The 22480-nt window shown below is 56.2% G+C and carries 15 protein-coding genes and 2 tRNA genes; 6 read left to right on the top strand and 11 right to left on the bottom strand.

The features are described 5' to 3' along the window. Nucleotides 1-587 precede the first annotated feature (587 nt). Entirely contained in the window at nucleotides 588-1040 is a 453-nt protein-coding gene (locus tag ACGHP1_RS09565) for a CBS domain-containing protein (protein WP_097775366.1), read from the bottom strand. Between the two features lie 439 nt (nucleotides 1041-1479). On the opposite strand from ACGHP1_RS09565, the gene ACGHP1_RS09570 reads away from it, so the two are divergent. After that, a complete protein-coding gene (locus ACGHP1_RS09570; protein ID WP_005945874.1) occupies nucleotides 1480-1830 on the top strand; it encodes an Asp23/Gls24 family envelope stress response protein in 351 nt (116 codons plus the stop codon). Between the two features lie 60 nt (nucleotides 1831-1890). Beyond that, nucleotides 1891-3585, top strand: coding sequence for a DAK2 domain-containing protein (locus ACGHP1_RS09575; protein WP_097781699.1), 1695 nt, complete (start codon nucleotides 1891-1893; stop codon nucleotides 3583-3585). A 115-nt stretch (nucleotides 3586-3700) separates the two neighbouring features. On the opposite strand, the gene ACGHP1_RS09580 is transcribed toward ACGHP1_RS09575, so the two are convergent. The 9 genes from ACGHP1_RS09580 to ACGHP1_RS09620 all read right to left on the bottom strand — a co-directional run bounded on the left by ACGHP1_RS09580 (nucleotide 3701) and on the right by ACGHP1_RS09620 (nucleotide 15383). Next, entirely contained in the window at nucleotides 3701-7954 is a 4254-nt protein-coding gene (locus ACGHP1_RS09580; protein WP_097775405.1) for a PolC-type DNA polymerase III, read from the bottom strand. 112 nt (nucleotides 7955-8066) lie between these two features. Continuing rightward, on the bottom strand, nucleotides 8067-9140 hold the full coding sequence (ispG, locus tag ACGHP1_RS09585; protein WP_223389689.1) for a flavodoxin-dependent (E)-4-hydroxy-3-methylbut-2-enyl-diphosphate synthase: 1074 nt from the start codon (nucleotides 9138-9140) through the stop codon (nucleotides 8067-8069). Continuing rightward, nucleotides 9137-10249 carry a M50 family metallopeptidase gene (locus ACGHP1_RS09590; protein ID WP_390509193.1) on the bottom strand — a complete coding sequence of 371 codons (1113 nt, stop codon included), beginning with the start codon at nucleotides 10247-10249 and terminating at the stop codon, nucleotides 9137-9139. The genes ispG and ACGHP1_RS09590 overlap by 4 nt, the downstream gene beginning before the upstream one ends. Nucleotides 10250-10264: 15 nt before the next feature. After that, a complete protein-coding gene (gene dxr, locus ACGHP1_RS09595) occupies nucleotides 10265-11416 on the bottom strand; it encodes a 1-deoxy-D-xylulose-5-phosphate reductoisomerase (protein WP_390509196.1) in 1152 nt (383 codons plus the stop codon). Nucleotides 11417-11431: 15 nt separating this feature from the next. Continuing rightward, nucleotides 11432-12292, bottom strand: a complete 861-nt coding sequence (locus tag ACGHP1_RS09600; protein WP_371290738.1) for a phosphatidate cytidylyltransferase — start codon at nucleotides 12290-12292, stop codon at nucleotides 11432-11434. Nucleotides 12293-12405: 113 nt separating this feature from the next. After that, on the bottom strand, nucleotides 12406-13119 hold the full coding sequence (gene uppS, locus ACGHP1_RS09605; RefSeq protein WP_097775362.1) for a polyprenyl diphosphate synthase: 714 nt from the start codon (nucleotides 13117-13119) through the stop codon (nucleotides 12406-12408). A 92-nt stretch (nucleotides 13120-13211) separates the two neighbouring features. Continuing rightward, a complete protein-coding gene (gene frr / locus ACGHP1_RS09610; RefSeq protein WP_005945866.1) occupies nucleotides 13212-13766 on the bottom strand; it encodes a ribosome recycling factor in 555 nt (184 codons plus the stop codon). Nucleotides 13767-13847: 81 nt separating this feature from the next. Further along, the gene (gene pyrH, locus ACGHP1_RS09615) at nucleotides 13848-14558 is read right to left on the bottom strand and encodes a UMP kinase (RefSeq protein ID WP_390509199.1); all 711 of its coding nucleotides are present in this window, start codon (nucleotides 14556-14558) and stop codon (nucleotides 13848-13850) included. A 129-nt stretch (nucleotides 14559-14687) separates the two neighbouring features. Beyond that, on the bottom strand, nucleotides 14688-15383 hold the full coding sequence (locus ACGHP1_RS09620; protein WP_390509201.1) for a DNA alkylation repair protein: 696 nt from the start codon (nucleotides 15381-15383) through the stop codon (nucleotides 14688-14690). A gap of 145 nt (nucleotides 15384-15528) precedes the next feature. On the opposite strand from ACGHP1_RS09620, the gene ACGHP1_RS09625 reads away from it, so the two are divergent. Continuing rightward, nucleotides 15529-15603 (top strand) — tRNA-Gly (locus ACGHP1_RS09625). Between the two features lie 48 nt (nucleotides 15604-15651). Here the strand turns inward: ACGHP1_RS09625 and ACGHP1_RS09630 are convergent. Beyond that, nucleotides 15652-17259, bottom strand: a complete 1608-nt coding sequence (locus ACGHP1_RS09630; RefSeq protein WP_390509203.1) for an MBL fold metallo-hydrolase RNA specificity domain-containing protein — start codon at nucleotides 17257-17259, stop codon at nucleotides 15652-15654. A gap of 216 nt (nucleotides 17260-17475) precedes the next feature. Between ACGHP1_RS09630 and typA the strand changes: the two genes are divergently transcribed. The 3 genes from typA to ACGHP1_RS09645 all read left to right on the top strand — a co-directional run bounded on the left by typA (nucleotide 17476) and on the right by ACGHP1_RS09645 (nucleotide 22326). After that, entirely contained in the window at nucleotides 17476-19299 is a 1824-nt protein-coding gene (gene typA, locus ACGHP1_RS09635) for a translational GTPase TypA (RefSeq protein WP_005945857.1), read from the top strand. A 159-nt stretch (nucleotides 19300-19458) separates the two neighbouring features. Continuing rightward, nucleotides 19459-19535, top strand: a tRNA-Asn gene (locus ACGHP1_RS09640). Between the two features lie 460 nt (nucleotides 19536-19995). Next, nucleotides 19996-22326 (top strand): peptidase domain-containing ABC transporter, encoded by a 2331-nt coding sequence (locus ACGHP1_RS09645; protein WP_390509205.1) that lies wholly within the window; start codon nucleotides 19996-19998, stop codon nucleotides 22324-22326. The last annotated feature ends 154 nt before the right edge of the window (nucleotides 22327-22480 follow it).

Here is a 22480-nt window from a genome sequence, read left to right on the forward strand (position 1 = left end):
ACGATACTCCTAAAAATGATCTTCCTTTTGATCCTTGTACATCTGCCCTGCCCGCACACCGGGCCTGCTTGATCCGGCAGATGCTGCGGCCTGCCGCTCTGCTGCGCAGAACGGCGCACAATGACCGCGCTTGGATCTATTATATCATTTTTTATCCTGTCACAACAAGGTTTATTTTACAAGAAAATCACTTTTTCTACACATTTTTCCGTCTCTTAATGAATTCGTGCTCTTTCCTTTTCAATTATTTTACATCAATTTTACATTTGCACCGAAGTCCCTGTCTGTTTGCGGGCGCTTACTCTGCCAGTTCTTCCATTGCTTCCCGCACCGTATCGGCCGAAAACAGGAACACTCCGCTGCCGGTGTATACTTCCACATGGCTTCCAACATAACGCAGTTCAAAATCTTTCATCCGTGTTCCCTCCTGTATCTCGTTTTTTGCAGCTTTTCAGAACGTTTTTGTTCCATGGCTGTATTATCGCACACAGCAGGTACTATAAATCGGATTTTCAACGCATTTTGCAGACAAAAAGCCGCCCGGCTTCAGATGCGGAACCGGGCGGCTGGCCACCTATTTATATCGTTCAATGCACAGCGGCATATTCCGGGATGCGCTGCTCATGGGCCTGCTGCTCTGTGCGGGCCTTCTCATAGCAGTAACGGATGATCGCCTGCCTGCGCACGATGCCAATGAAGATGCCGCGGTCATCCACAACCGGCACAAAGTTCTGGTTCATGGCCGCTTCGATCAGCTGATCCATGCTGGTGGTCACGGTGACAGCCTTGTAGTCGCGCTTGTGCGGGAAGGCCGAAATGGGGACATCCTCAGCCGCTTCCAGATCCAGACCATGGAACTTTTTCAGCCCCCAGAGAATGTCGCCCTCGGTCAGGGTGCCCACATATTTTCCCTGCCGGTTGAGCACCGGAATGGACGCGTAGCGGTTATTCTCCCACTTTTCCAGCGTCTGCCGAAGGGTGAAATCGTCGTAAACATACATCAGATCCTGCTTGGGTGAAAGGAAAAACAGAATATTCATGACAACAGCTCCTAAACATTGTTCCACGCGCCGTGCGCAAAAAATAACGCAGTTCATCCGCACAAGCGGGACCCTGCGCCGCAGTCCCTATCCTTGTTTCTATTTTAGCACTTTTTAATAGTCGGATAAAGAGTTATCACCCACCTTTTATATTTTTTTAACAGATTGTTTGCTTTCTTTCGTCATACTTTCGGTTTTGATAAAAAACAACCAGCGTCCGTTATGCTATCACCTTCCCGGTGCGAAGCCGCCCGAACCATGCCGCCAATGCAGAAACCTGCGCAAAAAGTTGATATACCAGCATTTTGCGCTGTACAAGCGCGCCCCAAAGTTGTATAATAATGTGGGTGTTTCTCGGCGCAGTATGTGTATCTGTCCGCCGCTGCGCACCAGACCTTGAATGTGTTTTATGAAAATAACATAAAGGAGCAGAGCGACTATGATCACTTCCCGTTTCCCTCTGGGGGATGTCAGCTTTACGTCCGGGTATTTTGCTACTCTGGTAGGTGAAGCAGCCAAACAGTGTTACGGTGTTGCCGCAATGGCACCCCGTGATATGACCGATGCCGTCAGAAGCATGGTGCACGGTTCTGATTACCCGGAAAAGGGTGTCCGTGTCACGCAGGAGGATGGTCGTCTGGTGATCGAACTGCACATTGCAGTGAGCTATGGCCTGAACATTTCCACCGCCGCACGCAGCATCTCTCACCGCGTCAAGGACGAGGTAGAGCAGGCTACCGGCCTGAAGGTTGCCCGCGTTGTGGTTTCGGTAGACGATGTGATCGCCTGATTTTTGTTGGTTCATCCGAATGCGCCGGGCTTTTCCGGCAAGTACAAGGAGTAAAAAAGAATGATTTCTGGTAAGATTTTGCGTGACGCCATTATCTCTGGCGCCAACAACATCAACAATCAGCGCTCCCGCGTGGACGAGCTGAACGTTTTCCCTGTTCCTGATGGCGACACTGGCACCAACATGGGCATGACCGTGGGTGCTTCTGTGCGCGAGCTGGAAGCATTGGACGACAGCTGCACCGTGGGTGAGGCTTCCAAGACCGCTGCTTCCGCCATGCTGCGCGGCGCACGCGGCAACTCCGGTGTTATCACCAGCCTGCTGTTCCGCGGCTTCTCCAAGGCGCTGGAAGGCAAGAAGGAAGCCACCGCTGCCGACATTGTCGAGGCCCTGAAGAAGGGTGTCGAGGGCGCTTATAAGGCCGTTATGAAGCCCACCGAGGGCACCATCCTCACGGTTGCACGCATTGCGTCTGAGGAAGCTGCTGCCTGCGGTGCCGAGGATGTGCCCGCTCTGTGGGATGTGGTGATGACCGCCGGCCAGAAGGCTCTGGAGGACACCCCCAACCTGCTGCCTGTTCTGAAGAAGGCCGGCGTTGTGGATGCCGGCGGTCAGGGCATCATGGTCATCTTTGAGGGCATGGGCAAGGTGTTCCATGGCGAAGGCATCGTGGCAGGCGGCGAGGCTGCTCCCAACAAGGCAAAGCTCTCCACCGAGAACGCCGGCAAGGGCGTGTTCACCGACGACCTGATGAAGGTGGAGGACATCAAGAACGGCTACTGCACCCAGTTCCTGATCAACAAGTATGAGGGTGCAAGCGCCGCAAAGATGCGTGCCTTTGCAGAATCCAACGGCGACAGTGTGGTGTGCATCGAGGATGACGATGTGATCAACCTGCATGTGCACACCGCTGATCCCGGCAAGATCCTGAGCGAAGCCATCAAGTATGGCTACCTGACCAACTTCAAGATCGAGAACATGCACGAGCAGTTCCTGGCCCGTCAGAAGCAGGGCAAGAGCCTGGAAAAGCAGGCTTCTGCTGAGAAGGCCCCTTCTCAGTCCAGCGAGTTCGTCTACGCTGCTGTGGACCCCAGCCGTGACTATGGCTTTGTTGCCGTTGCCGCCGGTGAAGGCCTGAAGGCCGTGTTCACCGATCTGGCTGCAGACGCAGTGGTCTCCGGTGGTCAGACCATGAACCCAGCCACCGAGGATATCCTCGCCGCCATCCAGAGCGTGCCCGCAAAGACCGTGTTCGTGCTGCCCAACAACAAGAACATCATCATGGCTGCTGAGCAGGCCCAGAAGCTGGCCGACCGTCAGGTGGTCGTTCTGCCCACCCGCACCGTACCCATGGGCATTACCGCCATGCTGAACTTTGATCCCTCTGTGAACGCCGAGACCAACACCATCAACATGATGGCTGCTGCCGACAAGGTGTCCACCGGTCTGATCACCTATGCTGCCCGCGACAGTGAGTACGACGGCAAGCGCATCAAAAAGGGTGAGATCATGGCTCTGGAGAACGGCAAGATCGTTTCCACCTCCAACGATATCACCAAAGCTACCTACCGTCTGGCACGCGGCATGTGCAAGAAGGATTCCAGCTTCGTCACCATCATCTCCGGCTGCGACGTGAGCGATGAGGATGCCGAGAAAGTGACCGAGATCGTAAAGGCAAAGTGCCCGAACCACGTTGAAGTCAGCCACATCCGCGGCGGCCAGCCCGTTTACTATTATATGATCAGCGTGGAGTAAACACCCCCCGTTCTGCTGAATTTTTAAGCACCTGCGATTTTTGCCGCGGGTGCTTTTTTAAAGCAAAAGTGCCTGCACAGCTAAAGCCGTGCAGGCACTTTTGTTTTCAGAATCCTTAGAAGAAGCTTACCTGACTGCTCTCCGGCAGGTCGCCCAGAGCGCCCACCTGACGCAGACGGTCCAGAATGCTGCTGCCGACACCGGAAGCCTGCTGCAGCTCTTCCACCGAGATATATTCTTCGCCGTGGATGGTCACCTTTTCCAGTGCATCGGCGGCAGCACCGCCAAGACCCTTCAGCGAAGAGAAAGGCAGACGTACCTTGCCGTCCTCCACCACATACTTGGAGCCGCGGCTCTTGCCCAGCTCAATGGGCAAAAACTCGTAGCCGCGCACCAGCATCTCGTTGACGAGCTGCAGGCTGACCAGCACATCCTCGTCCTTGGCGTTCTTCTCTTCCTTCAGGCGGCGCTTGACCTCTTCCATGTGGGCGCGGGCCACTGCCGCACCGCCCACAGCGGCTTCGTAGTCGATGTCGTCGCCGCGTACGGTAAAGTATACCGCATAGAACTCCGGCGGACGGTAGATCTTGAACCACATCAGACGAATGGCCGACATCAGGTAGGCCACGGCATGGGCCTTGGGAAACATATACTTGATCTTGCGGCAGCTCTCGATGTACCAGTCCGGCACCTCGTGCTCCCGCATGGCTTCCTCCCAGCCATCCTTGAAGCCGCCCTTGGCCACCTTGCCCTTACGCACAGCCTCCATGATATCAAAGGCCATCTTGGGCTCCAGACCCTTGCGCAGCAGGTACAGCATGATGCTGTCACGGCAGCCAATGACCTCCGCAATGGTGCAGGTGCCGCTGCGGATCAGCTCGTCCGCGTTGCCGGTCCACACGTCCGTTCCGTGGGACAGGCCCGAGATCTGGATCAGTTCGGAGAAGTTCTTGGGCCGTGCCTCCACCAGCATACCGCGCACGAAGTTGGTGCCCATTTCCGGGATGCCGAAGGTTCCGGTCTGGCTGTCGATCTGCTCCGGGGTCACGCCCAGCGCTTCGGGGCTGGTCAGCAGGCTGTACACCTTGGGGTCGTTCATGGGGATGCTGTCGATGGGGATACCGGTGTACTCCTCAAAATACTTGTAGAAGGTGGGCATATCGTGGCCCAGTTCGTCCAGCTTGAGCAGGGTATCGTGCAGGTACTTGAACTCGAAGTGGGTGGTCAGCAGGCCGCCTGCCACATCGTCCGCCGGGTGCTGGATGGGGCAGAAATCGTAGATCTCGTAGGTGTCCGGCACAACGACCATGCCGCCGGGGTGCTGACCCGTGGTGCGCTTGACGCCGGTGCAGCCCAGAGTCAGGCGGTTCTCCTCCGCATGGTTCACCGTGCGGCCGCGCTCATCCAGATATTTTTTGACATAGCCGTAGGCGGTCTTGTCCTGAATACCGGACACGGTGCCCGCCTTGAACACGTTGGCTTTGCCGAACAGCTCCTCGGTATAGCGGTGCACATTGGACTGATATTCGCCGGAAAAGTTCAGGTCGATATCCGGCTCTTTATCGCCGTAGAAGCCGAGGAAGGTCTCGAAGGGAATATCGTGGCCGTCCACCAGCATCCGGGTGCCGCAGTTGGGGCAGTTTTTATCCGGCAGGTCAAAGCCGTCGTCCACGCTGCCGTCGGTGATGAACTCGCTATGCTTGCACTTGGGGCAGCGATAGTGGGGCGGCAGGCTGTTCACCTCCGAGATGCCGGAGAAGTGGGCCACGGCCGATGAGCCGACCGAACCACGGCTGCCCACCTGATAGCCGCCCGCGTTGGAATAGGCCACCAGTTTGACCGCAATGACGTACAGCACGGCGTAGCCATGGCCGCAGATGGAGTCCAGCTCCTTCTGCAGCCGCTTTTCCACAATTTCGGGCAGCGGGTCACCGTAATCGCGCTTGGCGTGTTCCCACGTAGCATCGCGCAGCTGCTGCTCTGCACCCTCGATGCTGGGCGGGTAGGTGCCGCGCGGGATGGCACGAACATTGTTGTCGATCATCGCCGCGATCTTGCGGGGGTTCTTCACCACTACCTCGTAGGCTTTTTCCTTGGGCAGATAGTAGAACTGCGCCAGCATATCCTGCGTGGTGCGGAAGAACAGCGGCGGCTGGTTGTCGGCATCTTTAAAGCCGTTGCCCGCCTGCAGCACAGCGCGGTAAGCCGCGTCCTCCGGCTCGGTAAAGTGCACGTCGCCGGTGGCAATGACCGGCTTGTGCAGGTCCTCGCCCAGCTTGATGACCGTGCGGTTGAAGTTTTTGATGTCCTCTTCGCTGTCCACCTTGCCGTCCCGCACCATGTAGGCGTTGTTGCCCAGCGGCTGGATCTCAAGAATATCGTAGTAGGACGCGATCTTTTTCAGTTCTTCATAGCTGGTGCCATCCACGATGGCTCGGTACAGCTCGCCGGCTTCGCAGGCGGAAGTGAGCAGCAGGCCGTCCCGGTATTTGTTCAAAAGGCTCCGGGGCACCCGGGGCTTTTTGAAAAAGTAGTTCACATGGGCTTCGCTGACGATCTTGTACAGATTTTTCAGGCCCATCTGGTTCTTGACCAGAATGATGAGGTGGTAATACTTCTTTTTCAGCACCTCGCGGTTGCCGCCAAGGCCGGTGTTGATCTCACTGACCTTTGCTACCTGCTTTTCTTTCAGGTCGTTCAGCATGACCCCGAAGATGCGGCCCAGCGCGGCAGAATCCTCACAGGCACGGTGGGCCTCGTAGGCAGGCAGCTCCAGATGCTTGTTGATGGTGCCCTGCTTGTAGTTGTGCAGGCCGGGGTACATGGCCTGCGCCATGGTCAGGGTGTCGATATAGGTCGGCTCCAGTTTGATGCCGCTGCGCTTGGCGGCGGCGCGCAGGAAACGCATATCAAAGGCGTGGACGTTGTGGCCCACAAGGATGCGGTCTCCCGCAAATTTGAGGAAGGCTTCCAGTGCTTCCTTTTCGCCGGGAGCATCCGCCACCATTTCGTTGGTGATGCCGGTCAGCTCGGTGATCTTGGGGGTGATGGGCTTGCCGGGCTTGACAAAGGTATCAAATTCCTCCACCACTTCGCCGTTTTTCACGATGACGGCACCGATCTCGGTCATATACTCCACGCCGGGGTCAAGGCCTGTGGTCTCGGTATCAAACACGCAGAACTCCCCGTCCAGCGGCTGATCCTTCACACCGTATACACAGGGGATCATGTCGTCCACAAAGTAGGCTTCGCAGCCGTAGATCAGCTTGAAGTCCGGGTCTGATTTATGGATATCGTCCGCTGCCAGCATGGCTTCCGGGTAACCCTGACACACACCGTGGTCAGTGATGGCAACGGCCGGATGTCCCATGCGGTGGGCCAGCTTGACGATGCCGCCGGGGTCACAGAAGCCGTCCATGCTGGAAAGCTTGGTGTGCAGATGCAGCTCCACACGCTTGACCGGTGCGGTATCCTCCCGCTTTTTGCGCTCCACGATGAGCACATCGTAGGGGTAGACGATATAATCGTGTTCGTACTTGTCGTAGGAGCAGTCGCCGCGCACGATGAGGGTGGTGCCCTTGCCAAGGCTCTCCCACTTGGAGCAGTCCTCACCTTCCTGCGCGCGGATCTTCAGGTTGATGGAGCCCTGATAATCGGTGATGGATACGGTATAAATTTTTCGGAAGTTGCCCTTGACCTCCGAGAAGAACACATCGCCCCAGATCGTGCACTTGCCGCCCTCGCCGCCAAGGTCTTTCAGCGGGGTGAGGTTCTTGGGGGTGAACATCTTGCCGTGGAAAATGGTGACAGGCTTATCGGTCAGGTCCAGACCATCCACCTTGATGGACGGTGCTGTGTTCTTTTTCTCAAACTTGACCACCGGTGGCGCGATCTTGCGCTCCAGCTTTTCTTCCATCTGGTGCTGCTCGGCTTCGCTTACAGCGCTTTGCAGCGTTACCTGCGGCGTTACCCCGGTGTGGGCCGCAATGCGCTCTGCCAGCAGCTTTTCAAAGTGCATCTCCTGCAAAAACTTGGTGCCATGGCATACGCCGATGGTGATCTTCTGTCCGATGATGTTGATCTTGCACCGGTCCAGAAAGCCATTGATGGGCACGCCGTCCCGCTTCATCTCTTCCATCAGATCGCGCAGGGCCGCTTCGTCCAGCATGGCATAGCCAAACAGGTTCTGGATGCGCAGCTCAAAGCCCTCATAATCCGGCTGCAGGGATGCCAGCAGCCGGGCACAGAGATTTTTGTCCAGCGGCGCACCGCTGCGCAGGGTAAAGATGACCTGCCGCTCCTGCCGCAGCATCTGCGCATGCTCCACAATGACCTGCCCGAAGCAGGCCGCAAATGCCGGGTCCACCATGAACTGCGGCCACAGGTTGGATACGAGTGGTGTCACAAATGGTACTCCTTTTTATACAGCACAAACTGCCGCACCCGTTTTTGCAGGTGTGGCAGCTGTGAAAAAAGCCAAATTACAGTTTATAGATCTCATCCATGAACTGATCCAGGATGTTGTCTCCGGTCAGCTTTTTGATGGGCTTGCCGTGGATGAACAGCACCGCCTCGCCCTTGCCGCCGGCAATGCCGATGTCTGCTTCGCGGGCTTCACCGGGGCCGTTGACCACGCAGCCCATCACGGCCACCTTGATGGATTTTTTGCAGCCCTGCAGCCGCTTTTCCACCTCGTTGGCGATCTCGGTGCAGGGATACTGGGTGCGGCCGCAGGTGGGGCAGGTGATGACCTCCGGGCCTGCTACCGGGAAGCCCACGGCGCGCAGGATGTTGTAGCCCGCTTCCACTTCCTTTTCCGGCTCTGCGGCCAGCGAGACGCGGATGGTATCGCCAATGCCTTCCAGCAGCATTCCGCCGATGCCCATGCCGCTTTTCAGCAGACCCATCTGGTAGGTACCCGCCTCGGTAACACCCACATGGAGCGGGTAATCCGTGACAGCGCTGAGCTGGCGGTAGGCCTCCATCATGCGGGGCACATTGGAGTTCTTGATGGAAATGACGATGTTGTTGAAATCGAATTTTTCCAGCAGGCGCACATGGTACAGTGCACTCTCCACCATGGCCTCCGGCGTGGGGGCACCGTATTTTGCAAGGATGTGCTTTTCCAGACTGCCGCCGTTCACACCGATGCGGATGGGGATGTTCTTCTGCTGACAGGCATCCACCACAGCCTTCACCCGGTCATCGTCGCCGATGTTTCCGGGGTTGATGCGGATCTTATCCACGCCTACATCTGCGCAGGCCAGAGCCGCCTTGTAGTCAAAATGGATGTCTGCCACAATGGGGATGTTCACCGCATTCTTGACGGCTTCGATGCACTTTGCATCCGCCGGGCTGGGGCAGGTCACGCGCAGGATCTGACAGCCAGCAGCTTCGCACCGCTTTGCCTGCGCCACATTGCCCTCAATATCCTCCACCGGCACGTTGAGCATCGTCTGCACCGCAACAGGATTCTTGCCGCCGATGGTCACATTGCCGATTTTCACTTCCCGTTTTAACTGCCGCATAAAGTTCCCCTTTCTGTTTTTGCTCACATTGCACCGGTCACAAGCCGGATGATATCATTATAGGTTGCAAAGAGCATCAGGCCAAACAGCAGTGCAAAGGCCGCAACGGTCAGTGTGCCCTGCAGCTTTTCCGGCACTGCATGGCCGGTAACGCCCTCAATGATCAAAAATACCACCTTGCCGCCATCCAGTGCCGGGAAGGGCAGCAGATTGAACACGCCCAGATTGATTGTGATGAGGGCCAGCAGCTCCAGCAGATCCTGCCAGCCGTAGCTTGCCGCCTGACCGATCGCTGTCACGATACCCACCGGGCCGGACAGATTGTTGATGCTCTCACGTCCGCGCACAAGGTCTGCCAGCGAGATAAACGCGATGCGTCCGTAGTACAGGGTACTGTTCCATGCTTCTTTTAACACATTGAGCGGTGTTTTTTTGATGCCGTACACCGTAAAGCCAAGGGTCATATGGGTCTGGCCGTCCTCGTCCTGCCAGGTGTCGAACTGCACGTCCGGCAGTTCCACCTTTTGGCCGTCCCGCTTCACGGTGAACCGGGCGCGATAGGCTTCGGTGCGCACCAGCTCATAAAGGATGTCGTTGGCCACAAAGCAGCGCCTGCCGTTCACGGCAACGATCTCGTCCCCCGCCTGCAGGCCGGTCTGGCCGCAGAGGGCATCGTTCTCAATGGAATAGATGGTCTTGCTGGTGATGGCTCCTTCCTGTGCTGCCACAAGAATGACCAGCACCACAAAGCCCAGCACGAAATTCATGAAGGCACCTGCCACCATCACAAGCACACGCTGCCATACCAGTGCCTCGTTCAAAGGGATGCCGGTGCGCTGCTCCGGCGGGACAGGGTTTTCGTCCTCTGCTTCCCGTTCGTCGCGGGCCGCCTCGGCCTGCTGGCTCTCGGGGCTTTCCTCGCCCTCCAGCGCCACATAGCCGCCTACCGGCAATGCACGCAGGCTGTACTGGGTGCCCTTGTAAATTTTCTTCCACAAAGCCGGCCCCATGCCGATGGAAAACTCGTTGACCTGAATGCCGCAGAGCTTTGCCACGGTAAAGTGCCCGAATTCATGAATGGCGATCACAGCGCTGAACACGATCAGTGCGGCGATCAGGGTGATAAAAATTGACATTGCGTCTCCTAAAGATCAAAGATGTGCGTGCACGAACTCTCGTGCCATGCGGTCGCACTCGTACACATCGCTGAGGGTATACTCGCCGCCAAAGCTGTCGCTGTCCACGACTGCTTCCACCAGACGGCCAATATCGAGGAAGCCAATTTTGTCCTCAAGGAAGAGCTTGACAGCTTCCTCATTGGCGCCGTTGGCGGCGCATGGGCCGAGACCTCCCTTTTTGATGGCCTTTTTGCAGGCGGCAAGGCAGCGGAAGGTTTCGTCGTCTGCCACATCGAAGGTGAGCACCTTGAGTGCGGCAAAGTCCAGCTCCGGCACAACGCCGGGTACGCGCTTTGGGTAGGTGAGCGCATACTGGATGGGAATGCGCATATCCGGCACACCCAGCTGAGCAATGACCGAATTATCGCTGAACTGCACCGCCGAATGCACGATGCTCTGGCGCTGCACCACGATCTGGATCTTCTCCGGCGGCAGGCCGAACAGCCACACTGCCTCGATCAGCTCCAGACCCTTGTTCATCAGGGTGGCAGAGTCAATGGTGATCTTTGCGCCCATGTTCCAGTTGGGGTGCTTGAGGGCATCCGCCTTGGTCTTACCGCGCAGCTCCTCGGTCTTCATCCCGAAGAAGGGGCCGCCGGATGCCGTGAGCAGGATCTTGGTCAGGCTGGGGGCACTCTCCTTATCCTGCAGGCACTGGAAGATGGCCGAATGTTCACTGTCCACCGGCAGCAGCTTTACACCATGCTTTGCCACGGCCTGTGTGACCAGATGGCCGCCGGTGACAAGACTCTCCTTGTTGGCAAGGGCCAGATCATGCCCGCTTTCGATCGCGCACAGGCTGGCACCAAGGCCTGCAATGCCCACCACGCTGTTCAGCACCACATCGGTGCCGTCCAGTGCGGCCAGCTGCTTGAGCCCTTCCGGCCCTACCAGCAGCCGGGGCGCATCTGCACGACCGGAAAGCTCCGCATCTAGCCTGCGGGCCGCATCCGGGTCGGTCATGCAGACATAGCGCGGATGAAACTCTTCGATCTGCTGCAGGATCTTGTCTACATGGCTGTGGGCAGAAAGACCGAACACCTCATAGCCCTGTGCACGAATCACATCCAGACTCTGGGTGCCGATGGAACCGGTAGAACCCAGCAGAGTGATTTTTTTCGACATCACACGTTCCCCCTTTTAATAGTAGAACACCGCCGTAATGACCATGGTCACAAAGGGCGCAATGAACATCACACTGTCAAAGCGGTCCAGAATGCCGCCGTGCCCCGGGAAGATGGTGCCGTAATCCTTGATGCCGCACTGGCGCTTGACCACACTGGCAAACAGGTCGCCATAAATGCCCAGCACCGCCGCCACGCAGCCCAGCAGTGCAATGATCACGTACATGGAAACGCCAATGTTGGAGCGGGTGAAGGCTTCCATCCGGTTTGCCGCCACTGAGTACACCAGTGTGATGATCACACCGAACACCATGGTGCCCAGAACACCGCCAATGGCACCTTCCACGGTCTTTTTGGGGCTGACCACCGGGCAGAGCTTGTGCTTGCCAAAGGCACGGCCTGCAAAGTAGGCACAGGTATCGCCGCCCCAGGCAAAGCAGAGGATGAGCAAGATAAAGAACACCGCATCGTAGCCGTACTGCTCCACCGGCAGCAGCTCCTTGAGCCGGATAAAGGAATAGAAGCAGAAGATCACGATACCGGAGAACATCAGCAGGCCGCTGGCCTTCTGATAGCTGATGGTGCCATTGCGCACCACCAGATAGATGGCATAAAAGGTGACCAGCAGAAAGGACATCGGCATCACCAGCCGCCGCATGACCTGATAGTTGCTCGTCATGACCAGCAGTGTATACGGCACCAGAACCACATACATCAGCCAGTCCTTCTTTTCAAAGCCGAGGGCACTGTAGATCTCGTGAACGGCGATCAGCGTAATGGCCGCGATGACCAGATTAAAGATCAGAGTGTTGAAGGTGAACATCACGCCGATCAGTACGATGATGCCCACGATCGCAGTAATAACACGTGTTTTCATAGATTGGATCTCCTTTTCACCGGTCGGGTGCCGCGCCCCTCTGGATTAAGTTTGGCTCCGGCAAAGCCGCCGGGCCGTCCGGTCCCTGCACCGTGTGCAGGAGGTCTTGGGTTTTACAGTCCGCCAAACCGGCGGGAACGATGATTGAACTCCTCAATGGCAGCGTCCAGATCGCTGCGGGTGAAATCCGGCCACAGAACGTCCATTTCTACCAGCTCCGAGTAAGCTGCCTGCCAGAGCATGAAGTTGGACAGCCGCTTTTCTCCGCTGGGACGCAGGATAAAATCCGGGTCCTTCTGGCCAGCGGTATACATGGCATCGCTGAGCAGCTGTTCCGTGATCTCTTCGGGCTTTATCTCCCCTGCCGCCGCCTTTGCCGCCAGCTGCTGCGCCGCCCGCACGATCTCCGGGCGGCCGCCGTAGTTGATGGCAATGTTCAGGGTCATGCCGGTCTTGACCGAAGAATCTGCCTCCAGCTTGTTCATCAGCTGCTGCAGCTTTTCATCCAGCACCGTGCGGTCGCCCATGAACTTGATGCGGATATTGCGGTTCTTGTAGTCAAAGCCCTTCAGCAGATATTCGCCGAACAGCCGCATGATGGCGTTGACCTCTTCCAGCGGACGCTTCCAGTTCTCGGTGGAAAACGCATAGAAGTACACCGACGAAACGCCCAGCTCATCGCAGTAATCTGCGATATCGCTGAACACCTCTGCGCCTCTTTTGTGCCCGGCAGTGCGGGGCAGGCCGCGGTTCTTTGCCCAGCGGCCGTTGCCGTCCATGATGATGCCGATGGAAAGGCCCTCGGCAAATTCTTTAGGATGCGCCATTGTTTCCTCCCGGCAGCAACGCCGCCTTCAACAAAAGTGCCGCGCACTCTTCTTCAGCGCACGGCACCTCCAGTTTATTGCATCTGCGCAGATCAGACAGACATGATCTCCTTCTGCTTTTCTTCCACCGCAGCATCGATGTTCTTGATATACTTATCGGTCAACTTCTGGACATCCTCTTCCATGGTCTTCTGGCTGTCCTCGGTCAGCTCGCCGGCCTTCTTCATGGCCTTGGCCTTATCCATAGCCTCGCGGCGGATGTTGCGCACTGCCACCTTAGCCTCCTCGCCCAGCTTGGAAACTTCCTTTGCCAGCTGCTTGCGGCGCTCCTCGGTGGGAGCCGGGAAGTTCAGGCGGATGGTAGAGCCGTCATCAATGGGAGTGATGCCCACATCGCTGGCCATGATGGCCTTGCTGATGGGGCGCAGCAGAGTACGGTCCCACGGGGTAATGGTCAGGGTGCGTGCTTCGGCCACAGCCACGGATGCCACCTGCTGGATGGGAGTGGGGGCACCATAATAATCCACGCTGACCTTATCCAGCACAGCGGGATTTGCGCGGCCTGCGCGCACAGCGCCCAGTTCGCGGCCCAGATGTTCGACCGAACTCTTCATCTTGTCTTCGTAAACCTTGGTGTTGCTGCTCATTGCGGTAGTCTCCTGTTCCTTTTTATCTTGGGGCTGCGCTGCAATGCGTCTGCCCTATAATGTATGTCGGCTGCAGGCGTTTCAGCCCTCGTAAACCAGTGTGCCCACATTCTCGCCCTGCACGGCACGGGCAATGTTGTCCGGGTCGGCCAGATCGAACACGAGGATGGGCAGCTTGTTGTCGCGGCACAGAGTGGCAGCAGTGCCATCCATGACAGCCAGCTGGTCTTCCAGCACCTTGGTAAAGGTGAGGGTATCATACTTCTTTGCATCCGGGTACTTGTGGGGGTCCTTATCGTAAACGCCATCCACCATAGTAGCCTTGAACATCACATCGGCGCTCACTTCCACAGCGCGCAGAGCGGTTGCCGTATCCGTGGAGAAGAACGGGTTGCCGGTGCCGCCGCCGAACACGGCGATCTTGCCCTCATCCATGGCGCGCAGGGCATCCTTGCGGGTAAAGGGCTGTGCCACCTGTGGCATGGCGATGGAGGTGAACACCTCGGTGGGGACACCCAGCTGTTCCAGCTTATCGGAAACAGCCAGTGCGTTCATCACGGTTGCCAGCATACCGATCTTATCGGCCAGTGTGCGCTCCATCTTGCCGCTGGAACGGCCGCGCCAGAAGTTGCCGCCGCCAACCACGATACCGATCTGTACGCCCAGCTCGTGTGCTTTCTTCACGCCGCCGCAGATCGCGTCCATGGTGGGTTCATCAAAACCCATGCCCTTTTCGCCGCCCAGTGCTTCGCCGCTGATCTTCAGAAGGATACGCTGATATTTCAATGCCATAATCCAAACACCACCTGTTTTTATCTTCCGTCAGGGCATAGGCATACCCTGACATTTTTTACTATAGCTTATTTTACAATAAAACATTCATAAAGTAAACAGGAAATCTGCGCGGAAATCCGGAAGCTTTTATGAACGGCTGCGCAGACCGCGCAGCAGCTGCTTCATTCCGGGCGGAATGCGGCGGCTTTCCACCGCTTTCTGGATGGCTTTGTTGTGGGTCCACAGATCCAGCCGCTTTTCTGTGAGCCACGGCAGCGCGGCATCCGGCTGCTTTGCCAGTGCTGTGGCAAAATACCATGCCCGCATCATATTGATATAGTATTCCGTGCTGTGCACATCGGCCACCCATTCCAGATATTCCGGCCGGAATGCATCATCCAGATAATAGCGCATCAGCATCTCCATGCCATAGCGCACGGTGTACACCTCGCCCGAATCCAGCCAGCGGCGAATGGGCACCAGCAGTTCCTTCTTGTGCTTTGCAAACACTTTGGGGCAAAAGCAGTCACAGGTGGCCCAGTTGTTGATGTAGGGCAAGAACGCTTCCGTTTCAGCCAGCGCCCTGTCGTAGTCCCGGATAAGTTCGATCAGGAACGCGTGGAGGTTGTTCTCTTCGTAGTATCCATGCGGCAGGGCCTGTAAAAACACTTCTGCCTGCGCTGTGCCCGCGAGCTGTTTTGCCAGCCTGCGCAGAGCCGGAACGCGCACGCCGATCACCGTTTCCGGCGGCACGGTGGGCATCAACGCACTGTGAAAGATGCGGTATGCTTCATCCCGCAGGGCAAACAGCTGCGCACGAATGATCTCTGCTTCCGGCTCCATCCTCTCTCCCTCCGTTCTTTTCTATTGTAGCAGAGCCGTATGGAAAAGCAAGGCCGTTCCGGCATTCTTTTCCGGTGCTTTAAGGAACATACAAAAATTGGGCTGGACATTTGTGCCGGAACATGCTATAATATCGTTCGTAAATGCGGGCATCGTACATCGGCTAGTATATCAGCCTTCCAAGCTGAGGAGGTGGGTTCGATTCCCATTGCCCGCTCCATGCAAAAAAGCGCCGTGGCCTTTTGGGCCACGGCGCTTTTGTTTTGCTTTATCGGTCCCACTTATCGCACAGGGCATTGATCTGGTCGGCAAACTTGGCAAGGTCTTTGTTTGCGCCGCCCTCGTTGTGCTCGATGACCCGCAGCAGGCGCTTGCCGGCGCTGACCAGCCGCTGGAACACACTGGCAGCACGGCTCTGGCCTTCATTAGCCTTGTGCTCAATGCGGACGCGCATGCCCTCCTGCAGGCATACGGCTCCCTCGGCTCCGATGGCCCACTGTGCGCCGTTGTAGGGTGCACAGGCAGTGAAGCCCTGTTCCGTCAAGGTCTGCACAAAGTGGTCCTCGGTCTCATCTTCGCCGTGCATCACGAACACACGCTTTGGTTTCTGCTCAAAGGAGTTCACCCACCGCAGCAGACCTTCTCTGTCCGCATGGCCGGACATGCCGGTGAGCTGGCACAGTTCTGCCTGCACCTCAATAGGTTCACCGAACAGTTTTACCGTCGTGGCACCTTCCAGCAGGGTGCGGCCCAGCGTGCCCACCGCCTGATAGCCCACGAACAGAATGGTGCACTCCGGCCGCCACAGATTGTGCTTGAGGTGGTGGCGGATGCGGCCTGCCTCGCACATACCGCTGGCCGAGAGGATGACCTTTGGCACGCGGTCTGCATTGATCATGCGGGATTCATCACTGGTCACCGTGACGCGCAGCCCCGGGAAGGTGATCGGATCAATGCCTTTTTCCAGCAGAGCGCGGGTGTCCGCATCAAAGCAGTCCGGGTCGGTATCTTTAAAGATGCGGGTCGCCTCGATGGCGAGCGGGCTGTCAATGTACACCGGGAAGTTGCCGTGTCCCTTCACAAGGCCCTTTTCCTTGATCTCACGGATAAAGTAGAGCATCTCCTGCGTGCGGCCCACCGCAAAGCTGGGAATGACCACATTGCCGCCCCGGTCAAAGGTGCGCTGCAGGATCTTCGCAAGCTCGCTCACATAGTCCGGCTTCGGGCCGTGGCTGCGGTCGCCGTAGGTAGATTCCATAAAGGCGTAGTCCGCCTCTTTGATGTAAGCAGGATCCTTGATGATGGGCTGATCCAGATTGCCGATATCACCGGAGAATACCAGCTTGGTCGTGGTCTCACCCTCGGTGATCCAAAGCTCTATGCTGGCCGAGCCAAGCAGATGGCCCACATCCACAAAGCGGGCTTCAATGCCCGGTGCAAGCTGGAAGCGCTGCTCATAGGCCTTGCCCACAAACAGCTTCATGGCTGCTTCAGCATCCTGCACAGTATACATCGGTTCCACCGGTTCTGCGCCGGAGCGCTGGCCCTTGCGGTTTTTCCACTCCGCTTCAAATTCCTGAATATGGGCCGAGTCCCGCAGCATGATGCCGCACAGCTCCACCGTGGGGTTCGTGGCATAGATCTTGCCGCGGAAGCCGTTGCGCACCAGCAGCGGCAGCATACCGGTATGGTCGATGTGTGCATGGGTGGCCAGTACCCAGTCGATCTCGCCGGGTGCCACCGGGATGGGCTGGTTCTCGTATACGTCCTTCCCCTGCTCCATGCCGCAGTCGATCAAAAAGCGCTGCCCAGCCGCTTCGATCAAAGTGCAGCTGCCGGTGACCTCATGGTTCGCGCCCAGAAATGTGATCTTCATAAAAACACCTCCGGCTTTATTTCTTCTGTACCCTTAGTATAGCATATTCTAAAGGTACACGCCGCACAAATCGCATGGCTTTTCTCAGGCATTTTGCCGAAAGGTTGAAAAATTTTTTATACAATCTTGACAAACCACCCCTTTCTGTTATAAACTTAAACTTGTATGACGTTCGTTCGTATTTTATGAGTTTTAATAATAGAGAGGTTGAATTTTATGGTTCGTAACGATTTGCGCAACGTTGCCATTATCGCTCACGTTGACCACGGCAAGACCACCCTGGTGGACGCAATGCTGCGTCAGAGCGGCGCATTCCGCGATAATCAGGTCGTGGCTGAGCGCGTCATGGACAGCGGCGATATCGAGCGTGAGCGTGGCATTACCATTCTGGCCAAGAACTGCTCCTGCACCTACAAGGGTGTCAAGATCAATATTGTCGATACTCCGGGCCATGCCGACTTTGGCGGCGAGGTGGAGCGCGTGCTGAAGATGGTCAACGGCGTTCTGCTGCTGGTGGATGCCGCCGAGGGCTGCATGCCCCAGACCCGTTTTGTGTTGCAGAAGGCTCTGCAGCAGAACCTGAGTCTGGTGGTGGCCATCAACAAGATCGACCGTCCCGATGCCCGCATCAAGGAAGTCATCGACGAAGTTCTGTACCTGCTGATGGATCTAGGTGCCACCGATGAGCAGCTGGACTGCCCCATGCTGTTCTGCTGCGGCCGTGATGGCACCGCAAGCCTGGACCCGGATGTGCCCGGCACCGACCTGATCCCTCTGTTCGATACTCTGCTGAGCACCATCAAGCCGCCTGAGGGCGACCCCGAGGCTCCCTTCCAGATGCTGGTGTCCTCTGTGGACTATAACGACTTCGTGGGCCGCATCGGCATTGGCCGCATCCAGAACGGCGTTGCCAAGGTGGGCGAGGAAGTTGTCGTCTGTGACTGGCACAATCAGGATCTGAAAATGCGCGGTCGTCTGACCAAGCTGTACGACTTCCAGGCCAATGGCCGTCAGCCGTGCGATAATATCACCGCCGGCGATATCGTGGCATTCTCCGGCCTGCCCGACGTGACCATCGGCAATACCCTGTGCAGCCCCTCCAATGTGGAGCCGCTGCCCTTCGTGAAGATCAACGATCCTACCGTTGAAATGACCTTCTCCGTCAACGACAGCCCGCTGGCCGGCCGTGAGGGTAAGTATGTTACCAGCCGTCAGATCCGTGACCGTCTGCAGAAGGAACTGCTGAAGGATGTCGCTTTGAAGGTGGAGGATTCCGCCACCACCGATTCCTTCCGCGTTATGGGCCGTGGTGAGATGCACCTGTCCATCCTGATCGAGACCATGCGCCGTGAAGGTTATGAGCTGCAGGTCTCTCCCCCGCACGTTCTGACCAAGGTCATCGACGGCAAGACCTATGAGCCTATGGAGCATGTCGTCATCGATGTGCCCACCCAGTATCAGGGCGCTGTCATGACCGGTCTGGGCCAGCGCAAGGCTATCCTGCAGCAGATGGAATCTCTGGGCACCGACCGTGTGCGTCTGGAGTTCCGTATGCCCAGCCGCGGCCTGTTCGGCTACCGCAACCAGTTCCTGACCGATACCCACGGCGAAGGCATCATCAACCAGATCTTCGACGGTTACGATGTCTGGGCTGGCATGATTGCCAACCGCTCCACCGGTTCTCTGGTCAGCTTTGAGACCGGCGAGGCTGTCACCTACGGTCTGTTCAATGCTCAGCAGCGCGGCACCCTTCTGGTGGGCGCTGGTGAAAAGGTCTACGAGGGCATGGTCATTGGCTACACCGCTTCCGGCGAGGACGTGGATGTCAACGTCTGCAAGACCAAGCACCTGACCAACACCCGTGCATCCGGCTCCGACGATGCTCTGCGCCTGATCCCCATTAGCAAGCTCAGTCTGGAAGGCTGCCTGGAATTCTTGGCACAGGACGAGCTGCTGGAGGTCACTCCTGAAAATCTGCGCATCCGCAAGCAGATCCTGAACCACGAGCAGCGCATGAAGGCCAAGAGCAAGCTGAAATAAGCCTTTCCTTCTTTTATAATATGTACTTTACCGTCCTGCAGCGTTTCAAAACACTGCAGGACGGTTTTATTTTGCCAAAAATGATTTATTTTTTAAAAAAAGGCTTGCAAAAGGCATTCTTATGCGGTATAATATCTTTCGCAGTCACAAATGTGATCTGCCTCTTTAGCTCAGTCGGTTAGAGCACCTGACTGTTAATCAGGGTGTCGCCTGTTCGAGTCAGGCAAGAGGCGCCAGAAGAAAAGGCAATGTTCCACAGAACATTGCCTTTTTTGTTTGTCCCACACTACACCCTTTTTCTGTACAGCCATGCAGTCGTGTTTCTCCTCTGTTTTTTGGGCTTCTCTGTCCCAAAAACACAGCATCCATGCGAAAAAAGCATCAAGCATAATGATTTCTTAAAATTTGACTACTTGAAGAAGATGTCACATTGTGGTATACTGCTTATAAGCTTTGGGAATTTGTATCTGTTTTTCCAAAGTCCGGCACACAGATCAAAGGGTAGGTGCTCCCTTCTTTTGATAGCAGCCGACCGGTGTTTTGTCATGGTTCTCCGCAGGACAGGACAAAGCACCGGTCTCTGTGCTGTTGTTTCAGGCTCCGGCTCTTTTCACGTTGTCAGATCTGCGGCAGGCCGCTTCTTCAAAACGCCTGCCGCTGTTTGAATAAATTTGTATATGATCAAAGGAAGCATCTATGCGTTATACCTATGTCCGGCAGCACGACACCACTGACTGTGCGGCTGCCTGCCTCGCAATGGTGTGCCTCCATTACAAAAAGGAAGTTACCATCACCCGCCTGCGCGATATGATGGGTACCGACCTGAAAGGCACGAACCTTGTTGGTTTGCAGAAAGCCGCTAATGAGTTGGGTTTCACCACTGCAGCGGTTCGCGTAGACCGTGAAAATTTCCTCAGCGATTTCTCGCTGCCCTGCATTGCGCAGGTCATCACCGATCAGGGTCTGGCCCACTTTGTGGTCGTCTTTAAAAAGACCACCATCAAAGATGACGGTGAGCGTCGTCGGCACATGCTGAAAGAAGCCGAAGCCGCCAAGGAAGATGAGAAGAACGGCAAAAAACACAAGTGCAAGGATTATGTCGTGATCGGCGACCCCGGCAGTGAGCTGAAAAAGATCAGTCTGGATGAGTTCTACAAGAACTTTACCGGTGTTCTGCTGCTGATGAACCCCACCTCGGAGTTCAAGGGCGGTAAGATCGAAAAGGGCGGCATGTTCAAGCGTTACGTCGACCTGTTGCTGCCCCAGAAAAAGCTCTTTGCCTATGCGATCCTGAGTTCTCTGATCGTTACGATCCTGGGCATTGCCTCCTCCATGTTCAACAAGATCCTGATGGACGAGGTCTTGCCATATGGCCTAGACAATCTGCTGGTCACGCTGATCCTTGTGTTCAGCATGGTCAGTATCACCAATACGCTGGTGGGCTTTGTCCGGCAGTGGGTTCTGATCCACCTATCCATCAAGATCGATATTCCGCTGATGCTGGGCTACTTCGGGCATATCTTCCGTCTGCCCATGAAGTTCTTTGCCACCCGCAAGACTGGTGATATCACCACCCGTTATTCGGATGCAAACACCATCAAATCCATCTTCACCAGCATTGCGCTGAGCCTGATCATGGATATCTCGATGGCCATTATCACCGGTATCATCCTGTTCCGCATGAATGCGATGCTCTTCTCGATCTCGCTGTTCATGGCTCTGGTCAGCATTCTGCTGGTGCTGATCTACAAGCAGCCTTACAAAAAGATCAACGAAGAGACCATGGTGCAGTCCGCTGCACTGAACAGCCAGATGATCGAAAGCCTGCGCGGCATTGAGACGGTCAAGTGCAACGCCAACGAGAATACCGAAATGGAGAACCTCGAGCGTGAGTACATCAAGAGCCTGAAGATCAGCCTGCGCTCCAGCAAGATCAGCACCACGCAGGGCCTGATTTCCTCCTTCATTTCCACCGGTTTCAGCATGCTGACCACCTATGTGGGTATCAGTCAGGTTCTGAAGGGGGAGATGACACTGGGCGGATTCATGGCCTTCAGCACGCTGTCCTCTTACTTTACTTCCCCGCTGAGCAACCTGATTGGTCTGCAGATGCAGATTCAGGAGGCCAGCATTTCCATGAAGCGTCTGGGCGAGATCATGGATTATCCCTCCGAGACGGTCGGCGACGAAGACCGCACCGATCTGGACAAGGTGGAGGGCGATATCGAGTTCAAGGATGTCACTTTCCGTTATGGCAACCGTGCCCCTGCACTGGATCACATCAGCTTTACCATTCCGGCCGGTAAAAAGGTCGCGCTGGTGGGCAGCAGCGGCAGCGGCAAATCCACGATTACCAAGCTTCTGCTCAAGTATTATGAGCCGGAAGATGGCGAGATCGACTTGAACGGTGTGAATCTGGCTGAATACACCAACGACTCTGTCCGTCGCGCAATTTCTTATGTGCCGCAGAACGTTGAGCTGTTCAGCAAGACCATTTATGATAACATCCGCGTTTCCCGTATGGACGCTACGATGGACGAAGTTAAGGAAGCTGCCAAGAAGGCAGATGCTCACGACTTTATCCGTCATCTGCCCCTGCAGTATAACACCTATCTGGAAGAAGCAGGCAACGGCCTGTCCGGCGGTGAAAAGCAGCGCATTGCGCTGGCACGCGCTTTCCTGAAAGATTCCAACCTCTACATTCTGGATGAATCCACCAGTAATCTGGACTTTGCTACGGAAAATCTGATCTTCAACATGATCTACGATCAGCTTGCAGATCGTTCCATGCTGATCGTAGCTCACCGCCTGTCCACCGTTCGTGACTGTGATCTGATCCTTGTGATGGATCACGGCAAGATCGTGGAACGCGGCACGCACGATGAGCTGCTTGCCAAGGAAGGCAAGTACTACGAGCTGTGGAACATGCAGCAGGGTATCTACCGCAGCAAAAAGGCAGAGCCCAAGCAGTCTGTCATGCAGGCCGTGGTGGAAGAGGATGACGACGGTGAGTCGATCACCTATTGATGTGTTGCAGCCGGGTGCGTACCCGGTTACATATGAAAGGGAGTCATTCATGATGGATAGCTTGATTTGACATAGTTTTGCTGTGTCAGATAAAAAAGAGCTAGAAAGACTTTCTGTTTAGTAGAAGTAGATGGTGTTATCCTGAACAGGCCCC

Source organism: Faecalibacterium sp. i21-0019-B1 (assembly GCF_042852915.1).
Taxonomy (GTDB): Bacteria; Bacillota; Clostridia; order Oscillospirales; family Ruminococcaceae; genus Faecalibacterium; species Faecalibacterium taiwanense.

Excerpts from the sequence above, each read along its gene's own strand:
- ACGHP1_RS09565 (WP_097775366.1), bottom strand. The coding sequence starts at position 1,040 with ATGAATATTCTGTTTTTCCTTTCACCCAAGCAGGATCTGATGTATGTT.
- ACGHP1_RS09570 (WP_005945874.1), top strand. The coding sequence starts at position 1,480 with ATGATCACTTCCCGTTTCCCTCTGGGGGATGTCAGCTTTACGTCCGGG.
- ACGHP1_RS09575 (WP_097781699.1), top strand. The coding sequence starts at position 1,891 with ATGATTTCTGGTAAGATTTTGCGTGACGCCATTATCTCTGGCGCCAAC.
- ACGHP1_RS09580 (WP_097775405.1), bottom strand. The coding sequence starts at position 7,954 with ATGGTGGACCCGGCATTTGCGGCCTGCTTCGGGCAGGTCATTGTGGAG.
- ACGHP1_RS09590 (WP_390509193.1), bottom strand. The coding sequence starts at position 10,249 with ATGTCAATTTTTATCACCCTGATCGCCGCACTGATCGTGTTCAGCGCT.
- dxr (WP_390509196.1), bottom strand. The coding sequence starts at position 11,416 with ATGTCGAAAAAAATCACTCTGCTGGGTTCTACCGGTTCCATCGGCACC.
- ACGHP1_RS09600 (WP_371290738.1), bottom strand. The coding sequence starts at position 12,292 with ATGAAAACACGTGTTATTACTGCGATCGTGGGCATCATCGTACTGATC.
- uppS (WP_097775362.1), bottom strand. The coding sequence starts at position 13,119 with ATGGCGCATCCTAAAGAATTTGCCGAGGGCCTTTCCATCGGCATCATC.
- frr (WP_005945866.1), bottom strand. The coding sequence starts at position 13,766 with ATGAGCAGCAACACCAAGGTTTACGAAGACAAGATGAAGAGTTCGGTC.
- pyrH (WP_390509199.1), bottom strand. The coding sequence starts at position 14,558 with ATGGCATTGAAATATCAGCGTATCCTTCTGAAGATCAGCGGCGAAGCA.
- ACGHP1_RS09620 (WP_390509201.1), bottom strand. The coding sequence starts at position 15,383 with ATGGAGCCGGAAGCAGAGATCATTCGTGCGCAGCTGTTTGCCCTGCGG.
- ACGHP1_RS09630 (WP_390509203.1), bottom strand. The coding sequence starts at position 17,259 with ATGAAGATCACATTTCTGGGCGCGAACCATGAGGTCACCGGCAGCTGC.
- typA (WP_005945857.1), top strand. The coding sequence starts at position 17,476 with ATGGTTCGTAACGATTTGCGCAACGTTGCCATTATCGCTCACGTTGAC.
- ACGHP1_RS09645 (WP_390509205.1), top strand. The coding sequence starts at position 19,996 with ATGCGTTATACCTATGTCCGGCAGCACGACACCACTGACTGTGCGGCT.